Genomic DNA, 26979 nt, shown 5'->3' with positions numbered 1-26979 from the left:
TTTTGGGTCAAAAGATGTCTCCTGACAGTCTTTTTCAAACCTTCATTAAACCAAGATGAACTAAGAAGAGTATCATCTATGTCGAACAATAATAATTTATGTTTATTCAATTATCTCACCTCTTGGATCATTTTGAACCTGCATTTAATTGAATAATAAAAGGAGTTTTCTCTACCTTGTCGAAGTGATTATTTGGATTACGTATTTAGGGGAGTGATGGTTTTGGGGCAAATTAAGATTTTTGGAATCAAGGAAAGGCTAAATCCAGTTAAAGAAACGTTATCGAAGGTTATTCATGAGTGTATGATGGATGCACTAGAATATCCCTCAGACAAGAAATTTCACCGTTTTTTCCCTATGGATAAAAGCGACTTTTATTTTCCAAATGGAAGAACTGAAGCATATACGATCATTGAGATTAGTATGTTTGAAGGTAGAACGGTTGAGGCAAAAAAACGATTAATAAAGCTACTATTTGAGCGAATAAGTACACTGTTAGAAATATCCCCTCAAGATGTGGAGATTACTATTTTTGAAACACCAAAACATAATTGGGGGATAAGGGGATTACCCGGTGACGAGTTAGTATTGAATTATAAGGTAAATGTGTAAGCTATGAGGCGGTTATTTACTAACCGCCTTTTCTGGGTGTAACACGACATCTAGTCGCTAACAAGGACAATTGTTTCTTGGGGTTATGCACCCTTTATCAAGGTTTTGACTTTATAAAGCAACCATGTTTTAATGATTGATTCATCTGAACGATGAGACGCCACCTTTTTGAGGAAATAAAAATCACTAGGCTTAACCTCTATTTTAGCAATTGGAGACACGGACTTTTCACTAATCCATTCATTGAATTGGATAGCACCTTTACTTACTTTAATAAATAATTCATCCGGTAATAGATAAATCATTCCGGTTGTCCAAGGCTGATTTTTGAGTGTGGGTTTCGTTAAGGAGTAAAAGTGAAAACTTTCATAGCCATTCGTTGTAACAGATCCGTTTCTTATATTTCCAACTATTTTCCCCTTATCTAAAATTGCATAGAAAATAGGCCATATTGGATCTTTAGTCGCAAAAATAGCCGTCGCCATTTCTCCGTTATATAAGGTCTGTTTACGTGGCTCAAAAGTGTGGATTTCCTGTTGATTGGATCCATGTAAAACGACTCGTTTATTCTTCGTTAAATAATATAGAAATTTATATTTAGGGCTGGTAAGGTTATACTCGATTAATTTATCCACTTTATTACACGAAGTTTCGAATAAATGATTAAATGCTTTTTCCTCATCCTCATTAATCTTAATTTTAGGCAACTGAAAGAATAGCATACGAAAAAGGATATTGATAAGGATAGTTTTCAAGCCGATTCCCCCGACCCACATTGATTTATTGCACTAAATTTCCCCCTCTTTTATCCATCTCCATATTCGAAAACTACCGAACATGGAAACTAGCAGGAGAATAAGACCCATTATCCCCCATATGAACAAGTCATTATTTTCTAGTAATCCTTCCTCATTTCTTACAATAAAAATAATGACTGCAACAAACATGATATAGCAAAAAACATTAGGGATAATCCACATTAGTTTTTTCAAAAAAAGACTCCTCCTGAAATCTTTTTTCAGCGTTATAGTTTTATTTTCCATTAAACCAGTTCAATGCACGTTCTTCCATTTCTCTCACAAATGTTTTTTTGGCTAGACTATACTCCCTTGTGTCATCGAATTTCCGTGCCAACTGCTCTTTGAATTTGCTATACTTTTCGGCTTCTTGTGGATAAGTACGGAGATAATCACGAAAAATTAAATGTCGGTTAATATGTGGATTATTATGTTGATAAAAGTGAATATGATGTGTTCTATTTTCCCCGCCTTTTCGGAATAATCTTCTTCCCGGAATTCCCCACTCCCCTGCAACGTCATATCCTAGGGAATTCATTTTTTCATTAAACTCATCTATATTTTCTATATCGTGCACAATGCACATCATGTCAATTACAGGTTTTGCCTTTATACCCCTGACTGACGTACTCCCGAAATGCTCGAATTTGATTATTTCGCCGCCAAATATTGTTTCTAGAAATCGGGCTTCATCCTCAAACATTTCGGCCCAATGTTCGTTAAAATCTGAGAGTCGTACTTTCATTGAAAACACCCTTCGAATCGTACTTAATTTTATCTACAAATGTTGATATGCTGTTCATCCATTCTCCTTTTTCATCAGCAAGTATCGTATTCCAGCCAAGATTGTGCGCTTCTTTCAAATTTTTCTCTTGGTCATCTACAAATAGAACATTGTTGTCGTTAAAAAAGGTTTTGGTAATTAAATAGATTTCCGCCTGCGGCTTACAACAGCCTACATCACTAGAGATTATAATGCTTTTTATGTAATCCTTAACAGGACTAATAATATGCTCAACCCATTCTCTTCTATGGTTACTTAGTAAATGGATATTCACATATTCACTTAATAATGGAATCTGTTTAATCGCCGGTAAAGGTCTTATTAACGATAGCAATTTAGTTCTAGCATACTTTATTTCTATTATTGAAAATCTTTTTTTTAACCTGACCCAAAATTCGTTCTCGGTAATCTGGCCTGTCCATAAATCTTCACGAATTTCTTTTTTGAAAGCAATAAGCTCACTATATGAAATATTATATTTCATTGAAAGTTCTTTCCAAAATAAAGGTGAAAAGTTAGTTGCAAGTACCCCTGCGAAATCTAACACTAAATCAAGTTTTCCCTCACTTTTCATCTAGTGATCTCCTAATTCCAGTTTATTATCGGAAAAGACATAACCATTCCCCTAATATTATTTCTTCTTGATATCAAAGACAGACCGCATCTTATGGGAATTCGCCTCCCAACATAGTATTTATCCCTTCAGACAGTTCGCTGCTACCATGGCGAGAAAATATCAGCTGTACTTTCGGTTATTAAGTCTATTCCTCTTTTATTTTTAATATCCTTCTTTTACAGATATAAAAAACCGCTCGGATTATCCACACCCGAGCGGTTTCCCAAAAACATTAAACTTTTTCACAAACATAAATCATTTGATAGCTATCTTTCGTAATTGGCGTTTCGTTCCAGTCATTATAAACATGCATTATATTAAATCCATGGGTGGATAACATTCGTTCCATTTCTTGTGGAAAAACGTATCTCAGACTAATATTTGTTCTCTTTTCATTTATGATTTCATCATTACTGTTTTTATATCTTCTAATCGTTGTATTATGCTGAATCTGGCTTAGGCTGTCATAGTTGCTGATTGAATAAACATCTACTTTCTTCCCGCTTTCACTGTCGGTATAGGTTCTCCAGTACTCCTCGATGCTTGGCTGTAATAATTCCTCCGCACTTGGAAACCTTGTGCCAAAGATAAAGGTCCCTTTATTATCTAAATGCTTATAAACAGAAGATAATAACCCATCTTGGGCTTCATTTGTAAGGAAATGTTGAAAAGAATTTCCGACCGTATAAATCATCCTACTCTTAACATCCATCTCAAATTTCGTACAATCTTGTTCAATCCATTCAATTGGAAGGTTCAGATTCGCTGTCTTCTTTTTAGCTTCATTTAACATACCACTGTGAATGTCTATTCCAATCAGTTGATGGCCTTCCTTCGCCAAAGGAATCGCAGCTCTCCCTGTACCACAAGCTATATCAATAATTGGCCCTTGTATTTTTGAAGCCCATTTCAATAAGAATGAAATATCTTCATGATAAGAATCATTTTCTTTATCGTACAAAATTGGGTCATCATATTCATCGGTATTATTTAACATATATTCTCCGACCACCACTTCTATTTTATAGTTCATCATTTTTATCTTTTCTTCCTCTGACCCATTGTAACCTTTTTCCATTTATCTTTTTGAGCTTGAGCAAGTTGCTTATCTTCTTTTCTTTCTAAATAAGCCAACTCTTTCTGCAATTTAAGATAGCTTTTATACCGTTCGGCATCTAATTCGCCTTCCTCAATTGCCTTACGAACTGCGCATCCCGGCTCTCCATTATGGGTGCAATCCCTGAATTTACATCGAGAAGTGAACTCTTCGATATCAGAGAAACCTTGACTTAATCCCGTTTCAGATTCCCATAGCTGCAATTCCCTCATCCCTGGAGTATCAATCAGAATTCCACCTTGATCAAGGACAACAAGCTCGCGGTGGGTCGTTGTATGGCGGCCACGATCATCATCCTCACGAGTTCCAGCAGTTTTTAACGTTGCTTTTCCGGTAAAAGTATTAACGAGTGTGGATTTTCCAACACCTGATGATCCAAGAAGTGCAATTGTCTTCCCTTCATTTATATATGCGGAAAGAGCTTCAAGTCCGGAGTTTTGTTCCGCACTTACAACATGAATTGGAACTCCGATGGCGACTGATTCTGTTTCCTGTATTTTTTCATCGATATCTTGGCAAAGATCTGCTTTGCTTAAAATAATGACTGGATTTGCTCCACTTTCCAAGGCCATCAACAAATACCGTTCAATTCTTCGCACATTAAAATCCGCATTGAGCGCAGCTACAATAAAAACGGTATCGACGTTTGCTGCAACAATTTGTTCTTCAGTAGTTGCACCCGCTATATTACGGGAGAATTTACTTTTTCTCGGTAAAACATGGTGAATCGTTGCTTTCCCCTCTTCGATTCTTACGGATAGTACGACCCAATCGCCAACGGCTGGATAAGCTCCTCGACCCGCAGCATTATATTGAAATTTTCCCGATATTTCGGCTAATACTTCTCCAGATTCTGTTAAAACCCTATACATATGCTTATGTTCTAAAGCAACTCTTCCAACTGAGTAGCTTTCCTGTTTATAAGATTCAAATTCATTTTCAAATTGTTGATTCCAACCTAGTGTTTTTAAATCCATTATTTTAATTCCTCCAATTTTTTGCATAAAAAATAACCGCAAGTCGCGGTTTTTGTTTTTTGTAAAATGGGCATACGTATCCCGTACAAAGATAAAACCATGAGCTTATATATGCCCATGGAAAATGGATGAATTAATGGATTTTAAAAATTAAAGTAAATTGACACCATGATCCACGGGCAGTATGAAGTTTTCTTGATTAATACTGAATACATTCGACATACTACATTCCTCCCTTGGAAAATCATGTGTAATTTAACATTTTTAGTTTACTACGGGACTTCCTGTTTTGTAAAGATTAAAAATCTTTTCTTTACATGAAAATTGGTATATTCTAAAAAGAAACATCCAGTGATACTTAGGAGGGACGCTTTATGGCAATGAAAAAAGTATTGACTCTCGCTGGTTCAGACTCCAGCGGCGGTGCAGGTATACAAGCAGATTTAAAAACATTTCAAGAGCATGATGTATATGGGATGACAGCATTAACTTCTATCGTAACGATGGATCCTGACAATGGCTGGAGCCACGGTGTTTTTCCAATTGATGTTTCAGTTGTCGAGCAACAATTAAAAACCATCTTATCCGTCGGCATTGATGCAATGAAAACCGGAATGCTTGGATCTGTGGACATCATTGAACTCGGTGCCCGCAAAATTGATGAACATAAATTAGATAAGGTAGTCATCGACCCTGTTATGGTTTGTAAAGGGGAAGATGAAGTGTTGCAGCCTGAAAATACGGAAGCATTGCGCGAACTTCTTGTACCACGTGCTACTGTTGTAACACCAAATCTTTTCGAGGCATGGCAGCTAGCGAAAACTGGTCCTATCAAAACGATTGATGATATGAAAGAAGCAGCCGCTAAAATCCATGAGCTTGGAGCAAAAAACGTAGTCATTAAAGGCGGAAAAGGCCTGAATCATGACAAAGCCGTTGACCTCTTTTATGATGGAAAAGATTTTACCCTTCTTGAAAAGGAAAAACTGGCAACAACTTATAATCACGGTGCAGGCTGTACGTTTGCAGCTGCTATTACAGCGAACTTGGCGCACGGCAAATCTGTAAAAGAAGCCGTTTCCGCTGCTAAGGAGTTCGTAACCGCTGCGATTGAACATGGTTGGAAGCTTAACCAATATGTAGGCCCAGTCATGCATGGAGCTTATAACAAAAAAGCTTAAAATAGATGCCCGGAAGGAGATTCAATCTTTTCGGGCGCTTTTTTATGAGACAAAATGAAAATTTATTAGTAAAATAAACATATCGTTCCTTTAGGAAGGAGGCCGAAAAAATGGAAAAGATAAATGTATTAAAGGTACAACAACACATAAACGATTTTGCTGGGGACAGTGTTTACATACATCTAGAGACAACCAATGGTGCATACGCCGCCCATAATAATGATTCGTTTTTTTCAGCTGGGGCTTATATTCGCAACGCGCAAGTGTGTTACGAGCACGGGAAAATTATAGGTGATGGCCCTTATCGTGTTGGATTAAAGCTTCCGATTGGATGGATTTATGCAGAAGGTCTAACCCATTTTGAACTCGATGATCTAGGAAGACTGCTTCTTGCTGGTCACGGGCATGATGGAAAATTGGCTGTCGCATTAGAAATAAGCAAGACCCCGTTTGAATGAGATTTTGCGAAAGGAGATAATGCTGATGGAAAAAGAACGCCATGTATTAGTTGTGTTTCCTCACCCAGATGATGAGGCATTTGGGGTTTCAGGAACGATATCAAGTTATATACAAAACGGATCACCCGTTACATACGCTTGCTTAACACTTGGTGAAATGGGTCGGAATCTTGGGAATCCCCCATTTGCCACGAGAGAATCATTGCCGAAAATTAGAAAAGCGGAACTTGAGGCTGCCGCTAAATCAATGGGTCTTACAGACTTACGAATGATGGGCTACAGGGATAAAACTCTTGAATTCGAAAGCGATGAAAAACTTGCCACTATGGTTTTTGCACTGATTGAAGAGCTTAATCCTTCACTCGTCATCTCATTTTATCCGGGATATTCCGTTCACCCTGATCATGAGGCGACGGGTAGAGCTGTCGTTCGTGCAGTGAGAAGACTTCCGAAAGAAGAACGTCCTAAATTGCACTGCGTCGCTTTTTCAAAAAATACGGAAGCAGAAATTGGTCCAGCCGACATTCATTACGATGTAAGTGCCGCTTGGGAACAAAAACTTGGAGCGTTAAAAGCCCATATTTCTCAAACCGCCTGGATGCTTGCGGATATGGAAGAAAGACTATCCGCCAATGATCCGGAATTACTCTCACATTGGCAAAAAGAACGTTTTTGGACGTATGATTGGGAAAAAGATAAAGTATTGTGAACCTGGTTAAGAATTTTAACCAGGTTTTTTATATTTATTAATGGATGTTGGACAATTTTATTAAATATACTATCTGTTTCATGATTCTATTAGACGTTTAAGACAGCCTATTAGATGGATTCACGTTTCTATTAGACGTTTCACGCAGCCTATTAGATGATTCACGTTTCTATTAGACGTTTCAGACTTCCTATTAGATGATTCACGTTTCTATTAGACGTTTCAGACTTCCTATTAGATGATTCACGTTTCTATTAGAAGTTTCAGACTCCCTATTAGATGATTCACGTTTCTATTAGAAGTTTCACGCAGCCTATTAGATGATTCATGATTCTGTTAGACGTTTCAGACTTCCTATTAGATGATTCATTAGACGTTATGAAATTCTATTAGCCATTACAACGAGGCTATTAGACGTTTAGTTTTTAATCAGTTTCGGGCAAGAATCTATTCCTGTACCTTTTCTCCTGTCACCGCATTTACAAATTCATGGCAATCAATCCGCTGAGTTGGTCTTACAACCTTCTTATCGAAATCAAATATATAATAGGGCTCGAAAAAGATATCTTTTTCCAATAGCTCTAATGCTTCTTCTTTTGTTACTTTTACATCCAGTATAGGTATATCTTTCATTTCACTGAATATTTCCCGTTTATCCAAAACATGAAGCAACACATGTTCATTCGCATCATATAAAAATTTTAATTTATCCAGAATGCGATCAACGTAATTAATTGGAACGATATCCGCATGTAAAAGGCCATTATGGCGCTCGATATTTTCAACCTGCCATTTTCCGCTATCTTTTGGACGGTTCACTTTTAAATAATTCGAAATTACTTTTACGAACTCATTTTTTTCATCTTCTGAAATGGGAAGACAATCTGGATGTGGAATATTTAATAACATTTCCTCTTCAGAAATCTTTTGAGATTCGTAAAACTCCTCCCATACTGTGCCTACTACTCCATCTGAAAAACAGATTTCCTCAGCTGGATCCTCCTCATCCCAATTAAGGATTAAAGATTCGGGAACTACATCTATAAACGCTTCGTCCACACCATATAAGAGCCGATATCCATTCTCTTCCGGCATTCCGAAGAGAACGACTTGCTTTTCTTTAAATTCATCAAGATTCAAAACAGACTCTTTTTGGTCAATTTCAATTTTAGGATAAAGCCCATGAAAGAATCCCGACAAAGAATAAAAAACGATACTGCCTTGTTTATTTACTTTTACTTCAATATAACCTCCTGGAGAGACCTTTCTTCCATTCAAAATGGAGGAAAAGAAATATTCTGTTAGATCGCCCTCTTTATTTTTCATTTGTAAGCGAAAATCAACATCATACTTCAATCTAGCATTAGACTCGATCCATGCCACAACATCGTCCAACTCAATCCCAGTCAGCATTGGTGGGTTTTTTCTGAAATCCTCACTCATAACAACGATAAAGCTTGTTAAAAATCCGTATGTTAAATTAACTTCCGCATAGACCGTTCCAGGTGGATTCGATTCTTCTTCCAATTCAGCCCCTGCAGGAAACCATTCCATTTCCAGCTTATACTCAGTTGTTTTAATAGCAGAGGCATCCCTTTTAATCGATGCGTTTTTCAAATCGAAATGTTCCAATCCCCAACTTTTTTCGATTTCCGCAATCCACTTTTGAATCATCCAACACACCCCTTATAGAAAAAAGGCTCCTATCTCTAGAAGCCTTTTCCTCATTATATACTTTCCTGTTTTAGAGCATCAATAATGTTTTCCTTCTTAACCTTCGCGCTTGAATATAGCATCGACGTACCGACGATAAGAAAAACCGCTATAACTACATAAAAAATGCTCATCCACGGAAGTGTGAAGCTATAGCTAAACGAATTCGCCAATGCCTTATAGATAAGAAGCATACATAGGACACTCAATGGGAGTCCATAAATTAATGCCTTTATTCCGTAAAAAATACTTTCGTAATTAATCATTTTGTTAAAGCCTTTTGGTGTCATTCCCATTGATTTCAGCATCGCAAATTCACGTTTTCTTAAGGAAATGCTTGTGGAAATGGTATTCAATATATTTGCAATCGAAATTGCTGTGATCAACACGATAAAGCCATACGTAAAGACGGACATGATCAATACCATTTGCTCATCCTGCTGACGGCTCTGATAGACGTTGTGAATATAATGCCTTACCTCTTCAATTTCCTCGATTTTCTGCTGCGTCTTAAGTGGATCCGTACTGTTTAAATAGAGCATACGGTTGTCTTCTGCGGTAAAGCCCAATTTCTCCAAGGTTGATTCAGACACGATTACATCTAAACTACCTGGATATCCTCCATGAGCACCCATTGGGAGTTTCTCCGTTAAAGCAGCTACCGTTATTTTATTTAAAAATTTCTCTTTCTCATGCTCCTCATCATAAGAAAATAAATCAATCTGCTCCCCTACTTTCGTATGGATTGCTTTCGTTTCAACATATTTTCCAGCATTAGCATCTTCATACTTAATCTGATCAATGACAATCGCATTTAATCTATTTTGCAGCTCGTTATAATCAGCACCTGCTTCTTTTGCATATGCCTTTAAGCTTTTTTCATCTAACGAATAAAGATTAATCCCATATGGATACTTGCCATCTACAAGCTGATCGTTGAAACCTTCAAGCTTGCGGACAGCATCAGACGTCTTATCTTTTTCAATCCATGAAGATACGAAATATTGTTGCGAGGTCATGCTAGATTTTGTCACTTCATCCATAGACAAAATCGAATTGACTAACTGGTCGTCTCTCCCTTTTTCAACCTCCATCACGATGTCATAGTTCAAACCATCTTGTGAAAGGGACAATGACTTTTTCAAATTCGCTGTAAAAAAGGCAACTGATAAAAAGAGCATTATGCTAATAACGAGTGAAAAAACAGTGGCTTGATATCTGCGCTTATTTCTTTTTAAATTTTTCAATCCGATCTCTGCTTCGATTCCAAATATTTTCCGAACAAACTTAGAAGTTTTTACTGCTTTCTTCGTTAGTTTCACATCCGTGGATTGACGGATAGCGTCAATTGCTGAAATTCGAGAAGCTCTCCTCGCCGGGATATAAGTGGAAATAAAAATAGTAATAATCGAGACCAAGATCGCCACTAAAATCGAACCTAGTGTTATCGTCACTTTTAACTTTTCTGTTACTCCTAAAGCCCCTTGAATAATGGTGTTGATAAATAAAAAGGTTACCCCCATTCCGGCAAGCCCGGAAATAATTCCAATTGGAATACTAATCAATCCAATAACAAAGCCTTCAAAAAATACCGAATTTTGCTTTTGCTTTTTTGTTGCCCCAACACTCGATAGCATCCCTAAATGGCGAGAGCGTTCCGCAACAGAAATTGCGAAAGCATTGTAAATTAATGATACTGATCCAACAATGATAATGACCATAATGATGGCGCACAACGAATAAAGGGTTGTTCGCATACCGTCATTTTTTATCGCACCATAATAGCGAAGTAAATTATGGTTAAAGTCAACTGTTTCTATCTGATTTTTCTCTGCTAAGTTTTGAGCATCATCAAATAAAGAAGTTTTAACTTTGTTTAAGACCACCGTTGCATTTACAAGGTTATCTTTAACGAGTTGTTCTTCTTCATCTAAGTAAGAAATCACAGTATATGCTGGCGCCCAAGGTATTTCCCAATTTGGACGTTTAATTGTACCAACGATTGTGAATTCCTTCGTTGAGGTAATTTCTAATTCTTCATTGATCTTTCCGTCCTTTGTTAAAAATGAAAATGTTTGATCTATTGGCCCTTGTATTTCTGGATCATTTGTAATTCTGTTACCAACATCAAGTGTTACGATATCGCCAATTCGGTAATCTACCTTGGCATTATTAACGATCTCTTCCGAAATCACGATTTCATTTCGTGATTGTGGGAATCTACCGCTGCTTAACTCAATTGGAAATTGTTCAAAGCCTGATTTATTATATTCCTTGAAGAATAAATAAGGTTTACTTTCATTTTTACTGCCTTTTAATAAGGCATAGCCGAGATCCTTTGAAAGGACTACTTTTTTCGTATCCTTATCTTTTTCTATAGCCTGAATCTGGTCTTGATTGACATCTCGATAAACAACATGCCATTCCCCTTCATCCGCAATCGTCTGCCTTTTCATCAGATCCATAAAAGAAACGCCGATTGTCGCAACCGCTGTGAGCATTGCCACAGAAATGATAACCCCAATGATTGTGACAAGGGTTCGTCTTTTATTTTCCTTTAAATGTCTAATCGTCAGTTTATTGACAATGTTCATGGACGAACCACCTCGTCCTTCTTGACCTTCCCATCTTCAATAGCGATGATGCGATCTGCTTGAAGAGCAATTCGTTCGTCGTGTGTAATGACAATCAGCGTTTGATTAAATGTTTTATTAAACATTTTTAGCAAGTCGATTATCTCTCCGCTATTTTTACTATCCAGATTTCCAGTCGGTTCGTCGGCCAACATAATTGCTGGATTGCTAATTAAAGCACGACCAATCGAAACCCTCTGTTGCTGCCCTCCCGAAAGCTGATTCGGAAGATGATTTAAGCGATTTTCTAAATTTAACTTTTTAACAATATCACTAAACTGCTTTTTATCGACCTTATGTTGATCCAATAATAGCGGCAACGTAATATTTTCTTCCACCGTTAAAACCGGGATCAGGTTGTAAAATTGATAGATTAATCCGATTTGTCTTCTTCTAAAAATCGCTAACTGTGTTTCGTTTAGACTATAGATATCTGTATTATCCACAAATACCTTTCCGCTCGACGGTCGATCGACACCACCGAGCAAATGTAAAAGCGTGGACTTACCGGATCCAGATGGACCGATAATCGCAACAAACTCACCTTTTTTTACCGAAAATGAAACATCGTCCAACGCCTTAACGGCGGTCTCACCTTTACCATACACTTTAGACAAATTATCTATTTTTAAAATTTCCATTGTAAAACCTCCATATTTGCTGTTGATTATAGTTTATCTGTCTAAAATGACTTTCAAGTGACTTTGAAAATGACAAATTAGTCACATAAGAACTTTTTATCCGTTTTGTTTGCTTTGAATTATGGTATAGTATAGATAGATACTCATACAATAAAAAAAGACGGTAAGGTGCTGGACACACCCTACCGCCTAGCACAATATAGTTCCCGTTAGATGGGAAGGCTTTTTCTAAGGTGAAGTAAAACCACCCTCGTTAGCTCGGTAGGCTAAGGGTGGTTTTACTTTTCCCTTTTATGAAATGACAGTACTGCAACAATTAATGTTGCAAAACTAATCATAAGATAAATGGTTTGAAAAGTAGTCATAGGCATCACCCCCTTTCTATCACTAGGAGGTAACTGCCTTCCACCCTTAACTTCCCTATATTATGCCTACTCTTATCATATCATTTTTCAAATATCTTCTAAATGACTTGCTTATAAAACTTTATCCTAAACTGTGTTCCCTTTTCTTTTTCACTTACAACACTAATATCTCCGTTCTGACTTTTTATAATGCTATATGCCATCGCAAGCCCAATCCCAACGCTTTCTTCACTTGCATTTTTCCCTTTGTAAAAACGTTTAAAGATATGTGGCAGATCTTCTCTCGGGATGCCCTTTCCATTATCAGCAATCACCAGTTCCGTGAACAATGCGTTTTCTGTAAAAGAAATTGAAATATTCCCGCCTTCATTTGTATGTTCTACACAGTTTTTTAAGATATTAATGATTGCTTCAACGGTCCAATTGAAATCGCCAATAAACGAGACCGTTTCTTGACCTTTTATCGAAACGTTCTGCTCTTTAATATCAATCGGAATAAGAACCGATTGCATGGCTGCTTGAATCAGTTTTGGCACCATGATTTTATCTCTTTTAAATTGAACTGTCCCTGCATCTATTTTCGACAGCTTTAATAAAGAAGAAACGAGCCATTCAATCCGTTCAAGCTGAACTCGGATATTGCGTGTGAATTCTGTTCGTTTTTCCTTTGGCAATTCGGCATCACTTAATAAATCGGACATCACCATCATAGAGGTTAACGGTGTTTTTAATTGGTGGGATATATCAGAAATCGCATCAGTTAGTTGAATTTTATCTTTTTGTAAAAGCGAACCCTGTTCAGATAACATTAACGTAACTTTATAAATATCACTTTTTAAAATACTTAATTCACCTTCGTGGTTATCCCGTACATCGAGAGTATAGTTGCCGCTGCTTATTTGCCGCAAATAACTAGATAGCTTCTCGATTTCACGGTATCTCCAATGGGTAAAAATAATGCAGGAAGCAATTAATAAAATGGATATGCCTAATACAAGAATAAAAGCAAAAGTTGATATAATAGAAGCAGCAATTATTCCAACCAAACCAATTGAGCACATGATTAATAATAGAATCTGAATTTCTTTATTTCGCAGCATATCAGTCGCCAACCTTATAGCCTAAACCACGTACCGTTTTAATAATCGTTGGATTTTGCGGATGGTCTTCGAGTTTTTCTCGCAGTCTTTTAATGTAAACCGTTAACGTATTATCATTTACAAAGTCCCCCGCCACATCCCAAATTTGCTCTAATAGCTGATTTCGAGAAAGAACTTGTCCAATATGATTCGCAAAAATGAGCAACAAGCGATATTCCAATGCTGTTAAAATAACCTCAATGCCATTTTTATAAACTTTACCTTCAAGTGTATTGATTCTAATATTGTCTAATTCAATTAGTGTTTTTGTCTGAGCTTGTTTGTTGTATCTACGTAAAACGGATTTAATTCGCGAAAGCAACTCTCGAATACGGAATGGCTTCGTAATATAATCATCCGCCCCCATATCGAGCCCCATCACGACATTAACCTCATCATCAACAGCGGTTAAAAAAATGACAGGAACATCGCCCTTCTCTTTTACGATTTTACACAATTCATAGCCGCTTCCATCTGGCAAAGATAAATCAAATAAACATAAAGCAATTTGATCAAGTTGTTCCGCTATAATCTTCTTAGCTGAAGTAGCATCATGGCATAAAATTGTGAAAAAATGATCCTGCTGGAGAGAATATTCCAGACCTGATGCGATTGTTTTGTCATCTTCCACAAGTAAAATTTTCATATGTAGATCACCTTTTTCGTGAATCATTATGTGTAAAGTGTAAGGGGATACGGTTTAATTGTGCAATAACTATCTTTGCAATGTCTATCAAATAGACGAGAAGTATATTCAATGAAAGGAGTTAATGGGGATAGATTCTATAGAAATGGCAATTGGAGGCGTTCTCCAGTTCTGTGATATAATCAATCATACAGCTATATAAGCAGGGTGGGCAGCGACCACGTCCTTGTAGAGAAGAGGTGACGCTGATGGTAACTCTATACGAAGCAATGGTCTTGATGTTCATGTTCTCAAGTCTAATCGTATCAGTAGTCGCCGTAGTTGTTTCTCTATACAAAAAGAAATAACTCTCCCTTGCTTTGACCGAGCATCAAGAGTTATTTCATCTTCGGGTCGCTGCACTTCATGCAGTGTAGCTGTATGTTGGGGTGCCAGTTACAGCTGGCGTCCCTTTTTAATTTATGCTTATATCTATATTATATTCATACCCTTAATAATTGTAAAGTTAACATAGTACAAGGCAGGTGCAGGATAAATGGGTATTCACAACGAAATTGATATCATTTGCTTAATTGAACAAGATTATTGGATGATGAATATTTTACATAATGCACAATCTCTCGAACTCCCCGATTGGTGGATTTGTGCAGGATTTGTTCGTTCGAAAATTTGGGATGAACTACACGGGTTTACTAATCGGACTCCGCTCTTAGATATTGATGTCATTTACTTTGAACCGCACAATTTAAAGGAAGAAACTGAAAAGGAATATGAAGATCACTTGCGAGCACTTGATCCAACTATTCCATGGTCGGTCAAAAATGAGGCGAGAATGCATATAAGAAATAATGTACCTCCCTATGAATCTTCCACTGATGCTATATCGAAATTTCCGGAATCCGCAACGGCTTTAGGAGTAAAATTAGATTCTAACAATCAGATTATTTTAACGGCGCCGCATGGAATTCACGATGTTATTCATTTAGAAGTGAGACCAACTCCTTACATTTTGGATAATCAACTGCTAACTACTTTATATGAAGAACGTATTCTTAAAAAGAATTGGAAATCCACTTGGACGAAGTTAGAGATATATTATTCTTGAATGGGGTTGATTGAACTGAAAAGCGAACAGATTTTTCTTACCGATAGAGTGAATAGAATTTTTCGGAATGCTGAAGCAGAGGCAGCTACTAGTAATGGGTTATCTCCGCGCCATTTACTTATAGCTTGTTTTCTTGAAAAAACAGGTGTACTTGGAGAAATTTCATTAAGGTCTGATCTGAATTTAGACTTATTAAGGATGGAAATCAAACCTGAAGAAACTCCTATTAATAATGAATTTTTTAGTATACCGGTAACTAAAGAACTTGAAAAGTTAATAGAAGCAGCAATTACATACATGAAAAAATACAACCAAATTTATCTTAATGAAGGCCACATACTTAAAGCCTTTTTGACAACGAATACGGTCGACGCTTTTTTATCTGAAAGAGATAAGAAAGCGATAATGGCTATTGGAACTGCATCACGCGACATGATCACACACCTCGGTAATTACCAATTCCCCAAAATAAAACAACCACCTTTCATTCGAAGAGTGCAAACTGATGACTATCAAAATCTTATTAAATTCGTTAAGAAGTATTTTTCAAAGGAATGGGCCAAAACGATTGAAATTGGATTCCGCAAAGAAAATCCCACAATTTATATAGCTATTGAAGAAAATGAAATAATCGGTTTTGCTGCCTTTGATGTTTACCAAAATAAAAAATGTTATTTTGGTCCAATGGGAGTACAAAACTCAAACAGAACTAAAGGAATTGGATATGAGTTGCTACATCATTGCTTAAAGGATATGAAAGAAATTGGCTATGAGTATGCGATTATTGGTGGAGCTGGTCCAATCGAGTTTTATGAGAAAGCTTGTAATGCAGTGGTCATTCCTATGCCAGAAAGTTTTTTTAACAATTGATATATGAGAAAATGGGTTGCCCCCAAATATACAAGCAACCCACTTACCTTTTTCCTATTTTACTTTTCTATATAATTTCTGTTTCCCGCTTATTACATTATACGAATCAAAATGATTGGTGTAATAAATCGATTCTTTGTCACCTAGACCTAGGATTCCGAACATTCCTAAACTCTCGTAAAAAAGGGAATGTACTTTATTTTGTAAGGTTTTATTAAAATAGATTAATACATTTCTGCAAAGGATCACATGAAATTCGTTGAAAGAACGATCGGTGACTAAATTATGCTGAGCAAATATAACGTTTTTCGTTAAAAATGGATAAAATTGAACGCCCTTATTTGTTACACAATAATAATCCGAAAATGCCCGTTTTCCTCCAGCCCTTAAATAATTGCTTGTGTATTTCTTCATATTTTCTAACGGAAATATTCCGCTTTTAGCGTCCTTTAATGCAGTTGTATTAATATCTGTTGCATATATTTTTGTTTTCTCATAAAGATCTTCTTCATGCAACAACATCGCCATGGAATATACTTCTTCACCTGTTGAACATCCCGCGTGCCATATTCGAATCGATGGATAGGTACGCAGCAAGGGTACAACTTTCTCTCTGAATTCCAAGAAAAACAAGGGATCCCGAAACATCTCAGTTACATTTATTGAAAAATCAGCAATCAATCTTTGTAAACAAGATGGATCATGTAAAACTTTATCAAGAAGCCCCGTTATTGTTGAAAGTCTTTCAGCATATACTCTATGCCAAATTCTTCTTCTAATTGATTGATAGGCATAGTTTCTAAAGTCATATCCACACCAATCATATAACCCTTGCAATAATAATTTCACTTCAATTTCTTCTAAGTGATTACTAATGTCGTTTTTACTTTGAGCCTCAAGTGAACGATCCATCCATTACTTATTCCCTTCTTTTTGGAATAACCAGACTTTTATCAAAGAGATTAATTGATCCGTTTCAATTGGTTTAACTATATAGTCTGATGCTCCTGCCTTCATACATTTTTCTCTATCTTCCTTCATCGCTTTTGCCGTGAGTGCTATGATAGGAAGTTCAGTAAATTTCGGGATTTCTTTTATTCTACGTATCGCTTCGTATCCGTCCATTTCTGGCATCATAATATCCATTAAAACGAGGTCAATCTCAGGGTGTTTTTGTAATGATTCAAGTCCTTCTATTCCGTTTTCAGCAAAGCGGATGTTCATTCCATAATATTCAAGAATACTTGATAAAGCATAAACATTACGAACATCATCATCGACCAACAATATGGTTTTGCCTTTAAGAAAAGGGGAAATCATTCCTTCAACGTTGGTTTTTTCAGCCGGATGCGACATTCCATTTTTTTCTGTTAAATATAATTGGAGCTCATCTTTTAGACGCTGTGGAGAATGTTCATCTTTGATAATAATTGTATACGCATATTTGTTTAGTTGGTATTCATCTTTTAATGTGAGATCACGCCCGGTATATATGAACACTTTTACGTTATTTGTTTCATCGTCTTGTTTTATTTTCTTCAGTAATTCAAACCCGCTCGTATCAGCTAATCCGAGATCTAGAATCATACAATCAAAATGACTAACTTTTAATTCTTCCATTGCTTCAGTACCTGTAGAAACCGCTTTGATAATAAAATCCATTTCACCAATTAGCTCCATTAAACTATTGCGTTGTTTTATATCATCATCGACGATTAATAGTCGTTTAATATGGCGCTCGTCATCCAAGCTATTGGTCTGCACAATCTCTGTTTGAGTATGTTCATTCGGATTTTCGATCGCAACAGCAACCTCTTTCTCAACAATCATTTCAACAGGCTTATCCTTATAATCATTTATATACAAGGTGAATGTACTTCCTTCACCTAATGTACTTTCTACTTTGATTTCTCCGCCTAATAGGTTAGCAATTTCCTTGCAAATGGATAAACCAAGACCTGTTCCGCCATATTTCCTGCTTGTTGTACCATCAGCTTGTTGAAATGCTTCAAAAATGAGTTCTTGTTTATCACTCGGAATTCCAATTCCCGTATCAATGACAGAAAATGAAATCACGGAAGACGAGGACAATCCAATTTCAAGTATCACATCACCTTGATGGGTAAACTTAAATGCATTCGATAAAAGATTTTTCAAAACCTGCTGTATTTTCATTTGATCAGTATATATATAACTTGGGACATTTTTATTTAATTTGATCATGAAATTTATATTCTTTTCTGAAGCAATTGCCCTAAAATTACTTTCAACGAATTGCACGATATCTGATACATTCACATCCGACGGCATTACTTCTACTTTTCCAGATTCAATTTTCGACAAATCCAGTATTTCATTTATAATAGATAACAAATCTTGACCGGAAGAGTATATGGTCTTAGAATACTCCATTTGCTTCCCTGTTAAATTTCCATCGGGGTTTTCCGATAAGAGTTTCGATAAAATTAATAAACTATTTAAAGGTGTTCGTAATTCATGAGACATATTAGCTAAAAACTGTGATTTATACTTAGAAGTTAACTCAAGCTGCCTTGCTTTTTCTTCCAATTCAGCCCTTGCGCTTTCTACTTCCTTATTTTTACGTTCAAATCTCTTATTCTGTTCTTCTAAGTTTTTCGTCTTCTCCTCCAAATCAGCATTCGTTTGTTCCAATTCTTCTTGTTGGATTTGCAGCTTTTCTTCTGATTCTCTTAGCGCGCGTGTTTGTTCTTCTAATTCTTCGTTTGAAGCCCTTAATTCCTCCTGTTGTGTTTGAAGTTCTTCAGATTGCGCTTGTGTTTCCTCCATTAATGCCTGTGATTCCTCCAATAATTTCGCTAATTGAATTCTTCCCATAACACTTTCAAGAATAATTCCAAGGGCTTCAATCAATTCTTCAATAAATGTTTGTTGCGCCATATCAAATAACTTAAATGAAGCTATTTCCAGTACAGCATTTACTTCACCTTCAAAGCTTATTGGAAGCACATAGACGTTTAGAGGAGGTGCCTCTCCAAGCCCTGATCTGACACGAATATAATCAGAAGGTACATTTGTTAAAACAATTGGTTGTTTTTCGAGTGCCGCTTGACCGACTAAGCCTTCACCTAACTTAATTGAGTTTGAAAGATGTTTTCTCTCCTTAAAGGCATATGAACCAAGCAACTTATAAACTAGCTCTGTGTTTTCCATATCTTTTACATAAAATACTGCGTGACCAGCTTCCATTAATGGCACTACTTTGGATAGGAATGTTTGTGCCAACGTTTCTAATTCATGAGTTCCGCTTAAACTTGTAGTAATCTGAGCGATATTTGACTTCGTCCAAGTTAACTGTTGTTCCTTTTGCATTTGTTCTTCTAAAGAATCTACCATACTATTAAAGGCATGAGCAACATCGCCAATCTCATCGTCTAAAGTTTCCTCAACTTTGGTTTTTAGTTCGGCACTCCCATTAGCTACATTAGTCATGACCCTAGACACCTTATTTAACCTTGAAGAAAGTGTCCATATCGTTTTAAACAATATGCCGATTATTAGAATAATACTTATGGAAAGGATAAGTAAACTAATGATAATCTCCTGTTGAAAATCAATTAAAAAAGAATTAATAACATTCTCCATATTTATTTCAAATATAGAGGTAATCTCGGAAATAACCTTAAAAAATTCTTCATGCAGCTTAACTGAATCCTCACTAATTAAAGAAATAGCCGCTTCTCTATCACCATTAGATATTAATTGTATTAGTTTATCCTTATAAGCATTAAAATCGTTGTTTGTACTTTTTAAAGTTGCAATCAATTTAATTTCTTCATCTGTATTCACCTTTGACTCAAGCAATCTGATATTTTGAATGATTGAATCACTTTTAGTTTTTAACTTCGCTATTTCATCCTGTAAAACAGCTTGATCGTTAAATAGGAGGACAAGGTTTCTTAAGTGAATTCCCTCATCTTTGATATCACGATGAATTTGCTCTGATAAAATAGCTAATTGATAGTTTTCTTTAAAGGTTTTACCCATCTTGCTCAAAGTAGAAAATTGTGACCAGCCTACTCCTGCGAGAACAAAAAGTAAAATAGGCAATGCACCAAGTATTAACAATAACTTTGTCCTTATTTTCATTGAAGAACCCCTTCATCCAATTTGTCTTTCATTAAAGTTTCTAAATAATATGATCGTCACCATCTTCAATGTGAAGTTGATATACCATAGCCATGGCTTGTAAACGATCATTTACCTTTAACTTTTGAAAGATTCTTGTTATATGATTTTTGACAGTATGTTCACTAATAAATAATTTCACAGCAATTTCCTTATTGCCTAGACCATTTAATATTAATTCAAAAACATCCATTTCTCTTGATGAGATCGAGTATTGTTCCTTTATACGATTTAATGAATCTTGGAGGATATCCTGTTTTTCTCTTTCCTCTTGTGATTGCTTTATAGGTACCATTTTTCTCGACAAAGTTTTCGGTTGATTAGATTGCTTGAAAAGGAGTGTTTCAAATTCTTCAATTGAAATTGGTGGACTAAAGACATTTCCTTGAATTTCATTGCACTCATTCTGTTTTAAAAAATTCCATTGTTCTTCCGTTTCTACTCCCTCTGCTATCACGTTCAGATTTAAATTTTGTGCTGCTCTTATGATAGTAGATGTCAATAAACGATTTGGAGATGATTCCCTTGAAATATCCTGGATTAGAGACTTATCCAACTTTAAGGTACCAACTGGAAGACGACTAATATCATTTAGTGATAAGTGCCCCATTCCATATTGATCAATACTTATGTGTAGCCCCATTTTTCTTAATTGGTCTAATCTGAATGAAATAGCTGCTTCGTCCAACAATATAGCTGATTCTCTCAATTCTATTTCTAGCAAATCAGGAGCAATTCCAGTCGTTTCTAGAATATGGCGAATAGAATCAAGTAAATTTTTTTGTATTAATAACTGCGTTGGAAAATTAATCCCTATCCTTTTTAAAGGTAATCCTTTTCTTTTCCAACTATTTATTTGCTCACAAACCGTTTTTAGAACCCATTCCCCGATTTCTACAATAAAACCAGTTTCTTCTGCCAATGGCAAGAATTCTAATGGTAATATTGTCCCCCAACTAGGATGGTTCCAGCGTATTAATGTTTCCGCACTATTTACCTTTCCTGAATTAATTTCAACTCTTGGTTGATAGACGAGTGAAAATTCGTCATTTTCAATTGCTTTGCGCAAGTCATTCTGCATCATAAAAGATCGATAAGACTGGATGTTCATACCAGAGTGGTACACCCTATACCGATTATTACCTTGTTCCTTTGCACGATTTAACGCAGCATCGGCGTTCCTTAATAAGTCCTCACCGTCATAAGGGAAGATACTTAACCCAATACAAGTAGTAGCAAAAAGTTCATAATGATTAATGATGAACGGTTTTTTAAAGGCTTCCAATAGATTTTCAGCTACTTGAAGTGCATCTTCACGATCAGTATTAGGCAATAAAATAGTAAATTCATCCCCCCCTACCCTAGCAACAAAATCTTGTTCTCTTATATTTTCTTTTAATCTTTTAGCGATTTCTTTTAGCAAATTATCTCCAATGATATGCCCAAGTGAATCATTTACATTTTTAAATTTATCAATATTTAGATACATCATCCCTAATGGCTGATTTGTATTTTTGGATTCGTTCAATTCTTCTGTCAATTTTATGTTAAGTTGTCTTTTATTTGGCAAATCCGTTAATGCATCGTGGAATGCCATATATTTAATCAATTCTTCATGTTCTATTCTTTCGGAGATATCCCTTATTGTAATGGCTATAAAATAATTATTCTGAACATAACGTGTCCCTATTTGAATTTCAGCAGGAAATATATTTCCACCCATTCGTTTCGCTTTAACTTCCTTCAAATAATTAGCTTGCATTGGGCTTTGAATATTCTCCAATGTATGGTTTATAATCTGCTTTGAAGATTCACATGCAAATAAAGTCGATATATGTTTTCCTAGGATACTTGGCTCCTCATAGAAGAACATTTTTCTAACCGCTGGGTTTACCTTTAAAATTAGACCATTTCCGTCAACGATAATCATTGAATCAATGGAAGTATCATTAATAATATTTGCCAAAGCCTCAGATATGCGTAACTTAGTTGTGGCTAAAGACAGTTCTTTATTTGCCTTCTCTAATTCCCTAGTCTTTTCTTCCAGTATTTCCGCCTGTCTTATCAGGTTCTGTTTCATTCTATATATGTCCACAAAGCCATCTACCTTTGCCTTTAGAACAAACGGGTCGAAAGGCTTAAGTATGTAGTCAATAGCTCCCACGGAGTAGCCCGCAAAAATATGCTCTGAATCCATATTATTAGCAGTTATAAATAATATAGGAATATTCTTTGTCTTTTCACGTGCCTTAATAATTTTTGCTGTTCCTATACCATCGATTCCGGGCATTTGCACATCTAACAAAATGGCCGCGAAGTCATATTTCAGTAGATATTTCAAAGCTTCTTCACCAGAAAAAGCTTTGATTAAATTATAGTCATCTCTTTCTATAATGGCCTCTAAAGCAAGTAAATTTTCCGGCCGATCATCTACCAAAAGTAGATTTACTTTATCTTCCGCAACCAATTGATGAACCCTCCTCTAAAAATGACATATTTCTGTCAATTTTATATTCATAGAATACCATAAGACTTTCGGAGGAACATCATCATTTTTTTATTTTGTATTTATCTTTTTCAGGTAACTAAACTTTTCCTCTTGAACAAATTTGCAATTCGGAACAATCGGGTTGTTTCGAAGTTGAAGGGAAAAGCTATTTAATAATTTTATTAAAGTATCTCTATCTACTTCTTCAAGGATAAATTGTAGTCCGTATTGAAAGGCATCATTAATCTCATCTTTCCAAACAATTTGACCATTTAATGTAACATTTTCGCCCATAATTGTCGTTTCAAATTGGAATAATATATCAGGACGGACTGGTAAATGAATGGTGGAGAGAAACTTTAGCCCACCTGGACCAATATCCACTATTAAGACATCTGTTTTCCCTAAATTCACCTTGTTTCCTTCTACAGACATTAATGACATTGATGAACACAGTGGGAAAAGTAAATCAATCCGATAAAATTCTCTCCGTTCTATTCTAATCGGCTTTTGACTACGATAAATAGGTTTCAAAATTCTTCCCATCAATAATGATTGGAATTTTTCCTTTGGCACTGGCTTACTGTATATATAACCTTGAATTTCATGACATTCTTGCTGCTTTAAAAATGTTAATTGTTCTATTGTTTCTACACCTTCGGCAACGACGCTCAAACCCAGCCCTTTCGCCATAAATATAAGTGATTTTATAATAATCTCAACATTTTCCGTTTTATTGATTTGTTCAATAAAAGATTTATCAATTTTAATGGTATCAATTGAAAAATTCTTAACATAGGCAAGTGATGAATAGCCAGTTCCAAAATCATCTAAGGCAATCTTGATCCCTAAGGTTTTTAAAAATTGAAATGCTGATTCTACTACTCTATCGTGTTTAATTAAGGTTGTTTCAGTAATTTCCAATTCAATCAATGTTGGATCTGTTTTGTATTTTTCCAACACATATGTAATGGTTGATTTCCAATCACTTTTTAAAAACCGCTGCGCGGAGATATTTATAGAAATTGGTACTATATTAAGATTTTTAGCCTTCCATTCTCCTATAGATTGACAAACTTGTGTCAATACCCAATCTCCAATTTCATTAATAAATCCAGTTTCTTCTGCAAGTGGAATAAATTCATTAGGGGATACAAGCCCCCACACTGGATGCTCCCAACGAACTAAAGCTTCAGCACTTATAATTCTTCCTGTTGCAGCATCTACCCTTGGTTGTAAATGAATTAATAATTGCTTATTATCTATTGATTTGCGAAGATCTTTTTCTAGATAATGCAATTTATAGGACGTAATATTTAAGGATGATGAGTATATATGATAATTATTGTTTCCTGTGTCTTTTGCTCGGTGCAAGGCGGCACTAGCATTCTTAACCAATTCCTCGAATGTTTTTCCGTCAGAAGGGAAACTACTTATACCAACACACGTTGTCATCACTAACTCATAATCATTAATAAAGAACGGTTCTACTAAACTATCAATAATTTTTTTAGCGATTAGAACCGGCATACTTTTTTCATCGTAATCCCATACTACAATTCCAAATTCGTCTCCGCCAATTCTTGCCAACAATGAGCCCTTTCCTAATATTGAGTTTATTCTTTGACTAAATTCTTTCAATAATTGATCACCTATCATATGTCCGAGAGATTCGTTAATCGTTCGCAATCGATCCAAATCTAAATACATGATAGAAAAGTCACCTTTTCCCGATTCAATCAGTGACATAATTTTTCGTTCAAACAAAAGTCGGTTAGGTATATCTGTCAAATAGTCGTGGTAAGCCAAATGTTCAAGCCTTTGCCTGCTTTCCGAAAGTTTTTTTTCAGTTTCTTTCATCTTAGTTATATCTTGAATTGTTCCGGTAAAATGTGTGGGATCCAGTTTATCATCTAAGTGAATATCCGCTTTCTCCTGTAAATATTTAACTTCTCCATCTCTACGAATAATTCTATGCTCAAAACTATAGCCTGTTCTTTTTTCCAATGCATTTTCATATACGGCTAAATATGTCTGGCGATCATCTGGATGGACAAAAGATAGTAACCCTTCTTGCGTTGTAATAGATTCTGGGTTATTTATCACACCAAATATTTCATACATTTGTTTCGAGCATATCGCCTTATCTTTACTAATGGTATATTTCCATGTTCCAATTTTGCCAACCTTTTGAGCTAGTTCCAGACTGCGCTTTATATTCGATTCCTCTTCTTTTGATTGAATATACTGGGTTATATCCTTTACGATCGCATAAATATTTACAACTTCCATCTCGTCGTTCAAAATTGGCGTTAATGTAATATCTACGTTTATCAATTCTCCACTTTTGTGTAAGATGGTTGCTTGGTATTCCTGTTCCTTTCCTTTCAAAGCAAGTTCGAAATACTTTTCACTTCTTTTTTTGTCGTGTTTATAAAAAATTTTTTCTAGATGATTAGACAAATCCTGTTTGTCATATCCGAACATTTCTCTTACCGATTTATTATTGAAAATTATATTTCTATTTACATCTAATACAACAACTGCATCCGGATGATGTTCAAACAATAGATTAATTTGTTTCGCATTAAGAAAAGTTGAATTAGTATTAGCCTGTAATACTTTGACTACTTTTCGCCTAGGGATAAATCGTGATAGTGCTTCCATATTAAAACACCTCTTCTTTTGTAATTAGATGAAACTTTTTGATTAATTAGTTAAACCTAGGAAGTTATTTTTGATTGCATTTCTTTTTTTATTAGGATATATTCCATAATTTACATTTATTAGCTTTTATTTTAATAAGATTGTTAAGGAGAAGATATCACCTGAAGTTCTTATTCATATCGGTACTAGTAGGAGTGATTTCCTATTTACAGGTCCTATTTTTAATACAGTATGTTTCAATTACTATAATTAAAGAAATGAGAACATTAATGGGATGACGTGAATTGAGATGGTCTTCTGTATTCAAAATTGATTATGATGGCTCTTTCATTAAAGATTGCCTGTGGACAAAAGAAAATAGAAGATATGGACTAATCTTTGGAGGTTAAGGGTAAAAATGCATTAGAAAAACTATTAAATTCCAATAGTGTTGATTTTGTATATTAATACAGCTCACGAAAATTAAATATCAATTGTTACTAACGGATATCAAAAATAATTAAAATATGGTAATCGATGCCGGGGCTCCAAAACGGTGAATTCACAAAATACAGTGGATGATATTGGGGTAAGATATATATGGTAGAATTAATATTCTTATTTTATAGTTTACAAGTCTAATCGTATTAGAAATAGACGTAGTTATTTCATTACAAAAAAAAGAAATAACCCTCCTGTAGGTGAGCTATTTCTTCATCGTTTCGCTGAAACTTCTTGCAGTTCAGGTGTATATGAGGAGACCAGTTGGTTTCCCTTTTATATTTATGCCCTAAAAATTATTAAGTTCACATAGTTTCTTGCCTTCCAACATTCAAAAAGTCACTATATAAAAATATTTTCCATACTTCCTGATTGCCTTTTATAATTCCTAAAAACCATCCCGTTTGCCCTGCTCATTTCGAACTTTTCATAAAAAGGAACTAAGTCATCATCGCAACACAAATCAATCATGTATATGTGATTGAGTTCTTTAAGCATTCTACTTACTAATTCTTTTCCTATCCCCTTATTTTGATACTCTGGTAATACTTCAAGTAATGGAATATAGGCGGATAGAACCCCATCGCTTATCGCATTAATGAATCCCACTACTTTATTAGTAGTGTCGTCTATTGCCAAAACCACGTTACTGCTATTTTTTAACAGCTTCAGGTGGATTTGTAAACTTGGCGGGTTTGGCCAATCCACAAAGAAACCTTTTAGCATATCTATAGAAATTCCATCGAGATTAGTTTTGTATATCATAATTATCAACTCCATTTTATTATTTTGGGAAGTTGATATGCATCAATTG

The 26979-nt window shown here is 35.5% G+C and carries 24 protein-coding genes; 7 read left to right on the top strand and 17 right to left on the bottom strand.

The genetic code is table 11. The features are described 5' to 3' along the window. Window positions 1-222: 222 nt before the first annotated feature. Window positions 223-612 carry a tautomerase family protein gene (locus NQ185_RS06510; RefSeq protein WP_257580788.1) on the top strand — a complete coding sequence of 130 codons (390 nt, stop codon included), beginning with the start codon at window positions 223-225 and terminating at the stop codon, window positions 610-612. Between the two features lie 83 nt (window positions 613-695). On the opposite strand, the gene NQ185_RS06505 is transcribed toward NQ185_RS06510, so the two are convergent. The 6 genes from NQ185_RS06505 to rsgA all read right to left on the bottom strand — a co-directional run bounded on the left by NQ185_RS06505 (window position 696) and on the right by rsgA (window position 4903). Continuing rightward, window positions 696-1367, bottom strand: a complete 672-nt coding sequence (locus tag NQ185_RS06505) for a hypothetical protein (RefSeq protein WP_257580787.1) — start codon at window positions 1365-1367, stop codon at window positions 696-698. 33 nt (window positions 1368-1400) lie between these two features. Next, on the bottom strand, window positions 1401-1604 hold the full coding sequence (locus tag NQ185_RS06500) for a hypothetical protein (protein ID WP_257580786.1): 204 nt from the start codon (window positions 1602-1604) through the stop codon (window positions 1401-1403). 40 nt (window positions 1605-1644) lie between these two features. Further along, complete coding sequence (locus NQ185_RS06495) at window positions 1645-2154, bottom strand: GrpB family protein (RefSeq protein WP_257580785.1); 510 nt, start codon at window positions 2152-2154, stop codon at window positions 1645-1647. Next, on the bottom strand, window positions 2129-2767 hold the full coding sequence (locus tag NQ185_RS06490; protein ID WP_257580784.1) for an HAD family hydrolase: 639 nt from the start codon (window positions 2765-2767) through the stop codon (window positions 2129-2131). The genes NQ185_RS06495 and NQ185_RS06490 overlap by 26 nt, the downstream gene beginning before the upstream one ends. Window positions 2768-3041: 274 nt before the next feature. Beyond that, window positions 3042-3845: a class I SAM-dependent methyltransferase gene (locus NQ185_RS06485; protein ID WP_257580783.1), complete on the bottom strand. Its 804-nt coding sequence runs from the start codon at window positions 3843-3845 to the stop codon at window positions 3042-3044. 2 nt (window positions 3846-3847) lie between these two features. Beyond that, window positions 3848-4903, bottom strand: coding sequence for a ribosome small subunit-dependent GTPase A (gene rsgA / locus NQ185_RS06480; RefSeq protein WP_257580782.1), 1056 nt, complete (start codon window positions 4901-4903; stop codon window positions 3848-3850). Window positions 4904-5277: 374 nt separating this feature from the next. Between rsgA and pdxK the strand changes: the two genes are divergently transcribed. The 3 genes from pdxK to bshB2 all read left to right on the top strand — a co-directional run bounded on the left by pdxK (window position 5278) and on the right by bshB2 (window position 7251). Beyond that, window positions 5278-6084: a pyridoxine/pyridoxal/pyridoxamine kinase gene (gene pdxK / locus NQ185_RS06475; protein ID WP_257580781.1), complete on the top strand. Its 807-nt coding sequence runs from the start codon at window positions 5278-5280 to the stop codon at window positions 6082-6084. A gap of 110 nt (window positions 6085-6194) precedes the next feature. Beyond that, window positions 6195-6542, top strand: coding sequence for a YojF family protein (locus NQ185_RS06470; RefSeq protein WP_257580780.1), 348 nt, complete (start codon window positions 6195-6197; stop codon window positions 6540-6542). A gap of 25 nt (window positions 6543-6567) precedes the next feature. After that, a complete protein-coding gene (gene bshB2, locus NQ185_RS06465) occupies window positions 6568-7251 on the top strand; it encodes a bacillithiol biosynthesis deacetylase BshB2 (RefSeq protein ID WP_257580779.1) in 684 nt (227 codons plus the stop codon). Between the two features lie 447 nt (window positions 7252-7698). Here the strand turns inward: bshB2 and NQ185_RS06460 are convergent, their stop codons facing one another. From NQ185_RS06460 to NQ185_RS06440, 6 genes are all read right to left on the bottom strand, one after another. After that, complete coding sequence (locus tag NQ185_RS06460) at window positions 7699-8925, bottom strand: hypothetical protein (RefSeq protein WP_257580778.1); 1227 nt, start codon at window positions 8923-8925, stop codon at window positions 7699-7701. 53 nt (window positions 8926-8978) lie between these two features. Next, entirely contained in the window at window positions 8979-11558 is a 2580-nt protein-coding gene (locus NQ185_RS06455; RefSeq protein WP_257580776.1) for an ABC transporter permease, read from the bottom strand. Next, window positions 11555-12238 (bottom strand): ABC transporter ATP-binding protein, encoded by a 684-nt coding sequence (locus tag NQ185_RS06450; RefSeq protein ID WP_257580775.1) that lies wholly within the window; start codon window positions 12236-12238, stop codon window positions 11555-11557. Before NQ185_RS06450 ends, NQ185_RS06455 begins: the two co-directional genes overlap by 4 nt. A gap of 278 nt (window positions 12239-12516) precedes the next feature. Continuing rightward, window positions 12517-12603: a putative holin-like toxin gene (locus tag NQ185_RS20315; RefSeq protein WP_373370788.1), complete on the bottom strand. Its 87-nt coding sequence runs from the start codon at window positions 12601-12603 to the stop codon at window positions 12517-12519. Between the two features lie 98 nt (window positions 12604-12701). Continuing rightward, window positions 12702-13703: a sensor histidine kinase gene (locus NQ185_RS06445; RefSeq protein WP_257580774.1), complete on the bottom strand. Its 1002-nt coding sequence runs from the start codon at window positions 13701-13703 to the stop codon at window positions 12702-12704. 1 nt (window position 13704) lies between these two features. After that, window positions 13705-14388: a response regulator transcription factor gene (locus tag NQ185_RS06440; protein WP_257580773.1), complete on the bottom strand. Its 684-nt coding sequence runs from the start codon at window positions 14386-14388 to the stop codon at window positions 13705-13707. 248 nt (window positions 14389-14636) lie between these two features. On the opposite strand from NQ185_RS06440, the gene NQ185_RS06435 reads away from it, so the two are divergent. The 3 genes from NQ185_RS06435 (at window position 14637) to NQ185_RS06425 (ending at window position 16363) form a co-directional block, all read left to right on the top strand. Beyond that, a complete protein-coding gene (locus NQ185_RS06435) occupies window positions 14637-14735 on the top strand; it encodes a putative holin-like toxin (protein WP_257580772.1) in 99 nt (32 codons plus the stop codon). Window positions 14736-14923: 188 nt separating this feature from the next. After that, window positions 14924-15493, top strand: a complete 570-nt coding sequence (locus NQ185_RS06430; RefSeq protein ID WP_257580771.1) for a nucleotidyltransferase family protein — start codon at window positions 14924-14926, stop codon at window positions 15491-15493. A 6-nt stretch (window positions 15494-15499) separates the two neighbouring features. Further along, window positions 15500-16363 carry a GNAT family N-acetyltransferase gene (locus NQ185_RS06425; RefSeq protein WP_257580770.1) on the top strand — a complete coding sequence of 288 codons (864 nt, stop codon included), beginning with the start codon at window positions 15500-15502 and terminating at the stop codon, window positions 16361-16363. A gap of 54 nt (window positions 16364-16417) precedes the next feature. Here NQ185_RS06425 and NQ185_RS06420 read toward each other — a convergent pair whose 3' ends face one another. The 5 genes from NQ185_RS06420 to NQ185_RS06400 form a co-directional block, all read right to left on the bottom strand. Continuing rightward, a complete protein-coding gene (locus tag NQ185_RS06420) occupies window positions 16418-17275 on the bottom strand; it encodes a CheR family methyltransferase (RefSeq protein ID WP_257580769.1) in 858 nt (285 codons plus the stop codon). 3 nt (window positions 17276-17278) lie between these two features. Further along, window positions 17279-20491: a response regulator gene (locus tag NQ185_RS06415; RefSeq protein ID WP_257580768.1), complete on the bottom strand. Its 3213-nt coding sequence runs from the start codon at window positions 20489-20491 to the stop codon at window positions 17279-17281. 40 nt (window positions 20492-20531) lie between these two features. After that, complete coding sequence (locus NQ185_RS06410) at window positions 20532-22997, bottom strand: EAL domain-containing protein (RefSeq protein ID WP_257580767.1); 2466 nt, start codon at window positions 22995-22997, stop codon at window positions 20532-20534. A 90-nt stretch (window positions 22998-23087) separates the two neighbouring features. Then, a complete protein-coding gene (locus NQ185_RS06405) occupies window positions 23088-25685 on the bottom strand; it encodes an EAL domain-containing protein (protein WP_257580766.1) in 2598 nt (865 codons plus the stop codon). 822 nt (window positions 25686-26507) lie between these two features. After that, window positions 26508-26930: a GNAT family N-acetyltransferase gene (locus tag NQ185_RS06400; protein ID WP_257580765.1), complete on the bottom strand. Its 423-nt coding sequence runs from the start codon at window positions 26928-26930 to the stop codon at window positions 26508-26510. Between the last annotated feature and the right edge of the window lie 49 nt (window positions 26931-26979).

Origin of the sequence: Lederbergia panacisoli, from assembly GCF_024626525.1 — a bacterium.
In the GTDB taxonomy this organism is placed as follows: Bacteria; Bacillota; Bacilli; order Bacillales; family Bacillaceae_C; genus Lederbergia; species Lederbergia panacisoli.
The sequence above is the reverse complement of the archived record's forward strand: the minus strand, read 5'-3'. Positions and strand labels throughout refer to the sequence as shown.

What these genes read in the sequence shown, in the direction of transcription:
- NQ185_RS06445 (WP_257580774.1), bottom strand. Translation starts at nt 13,703, where the DNA reads ATGCTGCGAAATAAAGAAATTCAGATTCTATTATTAATCATGTGCTCA.
- NQ185_RS06470 (WP_257580780.1), top strand. Translation starts at nt 6,195, where the DNA reads ATGGAAAAGATAAATGTATTAAAGGTACAACAACACATAAACGATTTT.
- NQ185_RS06430 (WP_257580771.1), top strand. Translation starts at nt 14,924, where the DNA reads ATGGGTATTCACAACGAAATTGATATCATTTGCTTAATTGAACAAGAT.
- NQ185_RS06435 (WP_257580772.1), top strand. Translation starts at nt 14,637, where the DNA reads ATGGTAACTCTATACGAAGCAATGGTCTTGATGTTCATGTTCTCAAGT.
- NQ185_RS06455 (WP_257580776.1), bottom strand. Translation starts at nt 11,558, where the DNA reads ATGAACATTGTCAATAAACTGACGATTAGACATTTAAAGGAAAATAAA.
- NQ185_RS06440 (WP_257580773.1), bottom strand. Translation starts at nt 14,388, where the DNA reads ATGAAAATTTTACTTGTGGAAGATGACAAAACAATCGCATCAGGTCTG.
- NQ185_RS06485 (WP_257580783.1), bottom strand. Translation starts at nt 3,845, where the DNA reads ATGATGAACTATAAAATAGAAGTGGTGGTCGGAGAATATATGTTAAAT.
- NQ185_RS06420 (WP_257580769.1), bottom strand. Translation starts at nt 17,275, where the DNA reads ATGGATCGTTCACTTGAGGCTCAAAGTAAAAACGACATTAGTAATCAC.
- NQ185_RS06400 (WP_257580765.1), bottom strand. Translation starts at nt 26,930, where the DNA reads ATGATATACAAAACTAATCTCGATGGAATTTCTATAGATATGCTAAAA.
- NQ185_RS06460 (WP_257580778.1), bottom strand. Translation starts at nt 8,925, where the DNA reads ATGATTCAAAAGTGGATTGCGGAAATCGAAAAAAGTTGGGGATTGGAA.
- pdxK (WP_257580781.1), top strand. Translation starts at nt 5,278, where the DNA reads ATGGCAATGAAAAAAGTATTGACTCTCGCTGGTTCAGACTCCAGCGGC.
- NQ185_RS06495 (WP_257580785.1), bottom strand. Translation starts at nt 2,154, where the DNA reads ATGAAAGTACGACTCTCAGATTTTAACGAACATTGGGCCGAAATGTTT.
- NQ185_RS20315 (WP_373370788.1), bottom strand. Translation starts at nt 12,603, where the DNA reads ATGACTACTTTTCAAACCATTTATCTTATGATTAGTTTTGCAACATTA.
- NQ185_RS06405 (WP_257580766.1), bottom strand. Translation starts at nt 25,685, where the DNA reads ATGGAAGCACTATCACGATTTATCCCTAGGCGAAAAGTAGTCAAAGTA.
- rsgA (WP_257580782.1), bottom strand. Translation starts at nt 4,903, where the DNA reads ATGGATTTAAAAACACTAGGTTGGAATCAACAATTTGAAAATGAATTT.
- NQ185_RS06450 (WP_257580775.1), bottom strand. Translation starts at nt 12,238, where the DNA reads ATGGAAATTTTAAAAATAGATAATTTGTCTAAAGTGTATGGTAAAGGT.
- NQ185_RS06490 (WP_257580784.1), bottom strand. Translation starts at nt 2,767, where the DNA reads ATGAAAAGTGAGGGAAAACTTGATTTAGTGTTAGATTTCGCAGGGGTA.
- bshB2 (WP_257580779.1), top strand. Translation starts at nt 6,568, where the DNA reads ATGGAAAAAGAACGCCATGTATTAGTTGTGTTTCCTCACCCAGATGAT.
- NQ185_RS06415 (WP_257580768.1), bottom strand. Translation starts at nt 20,491, where the DNA reads ATGAAAATAAGGACAAAGTTATTGTTAATACTTGGTGCATTGCCTATT.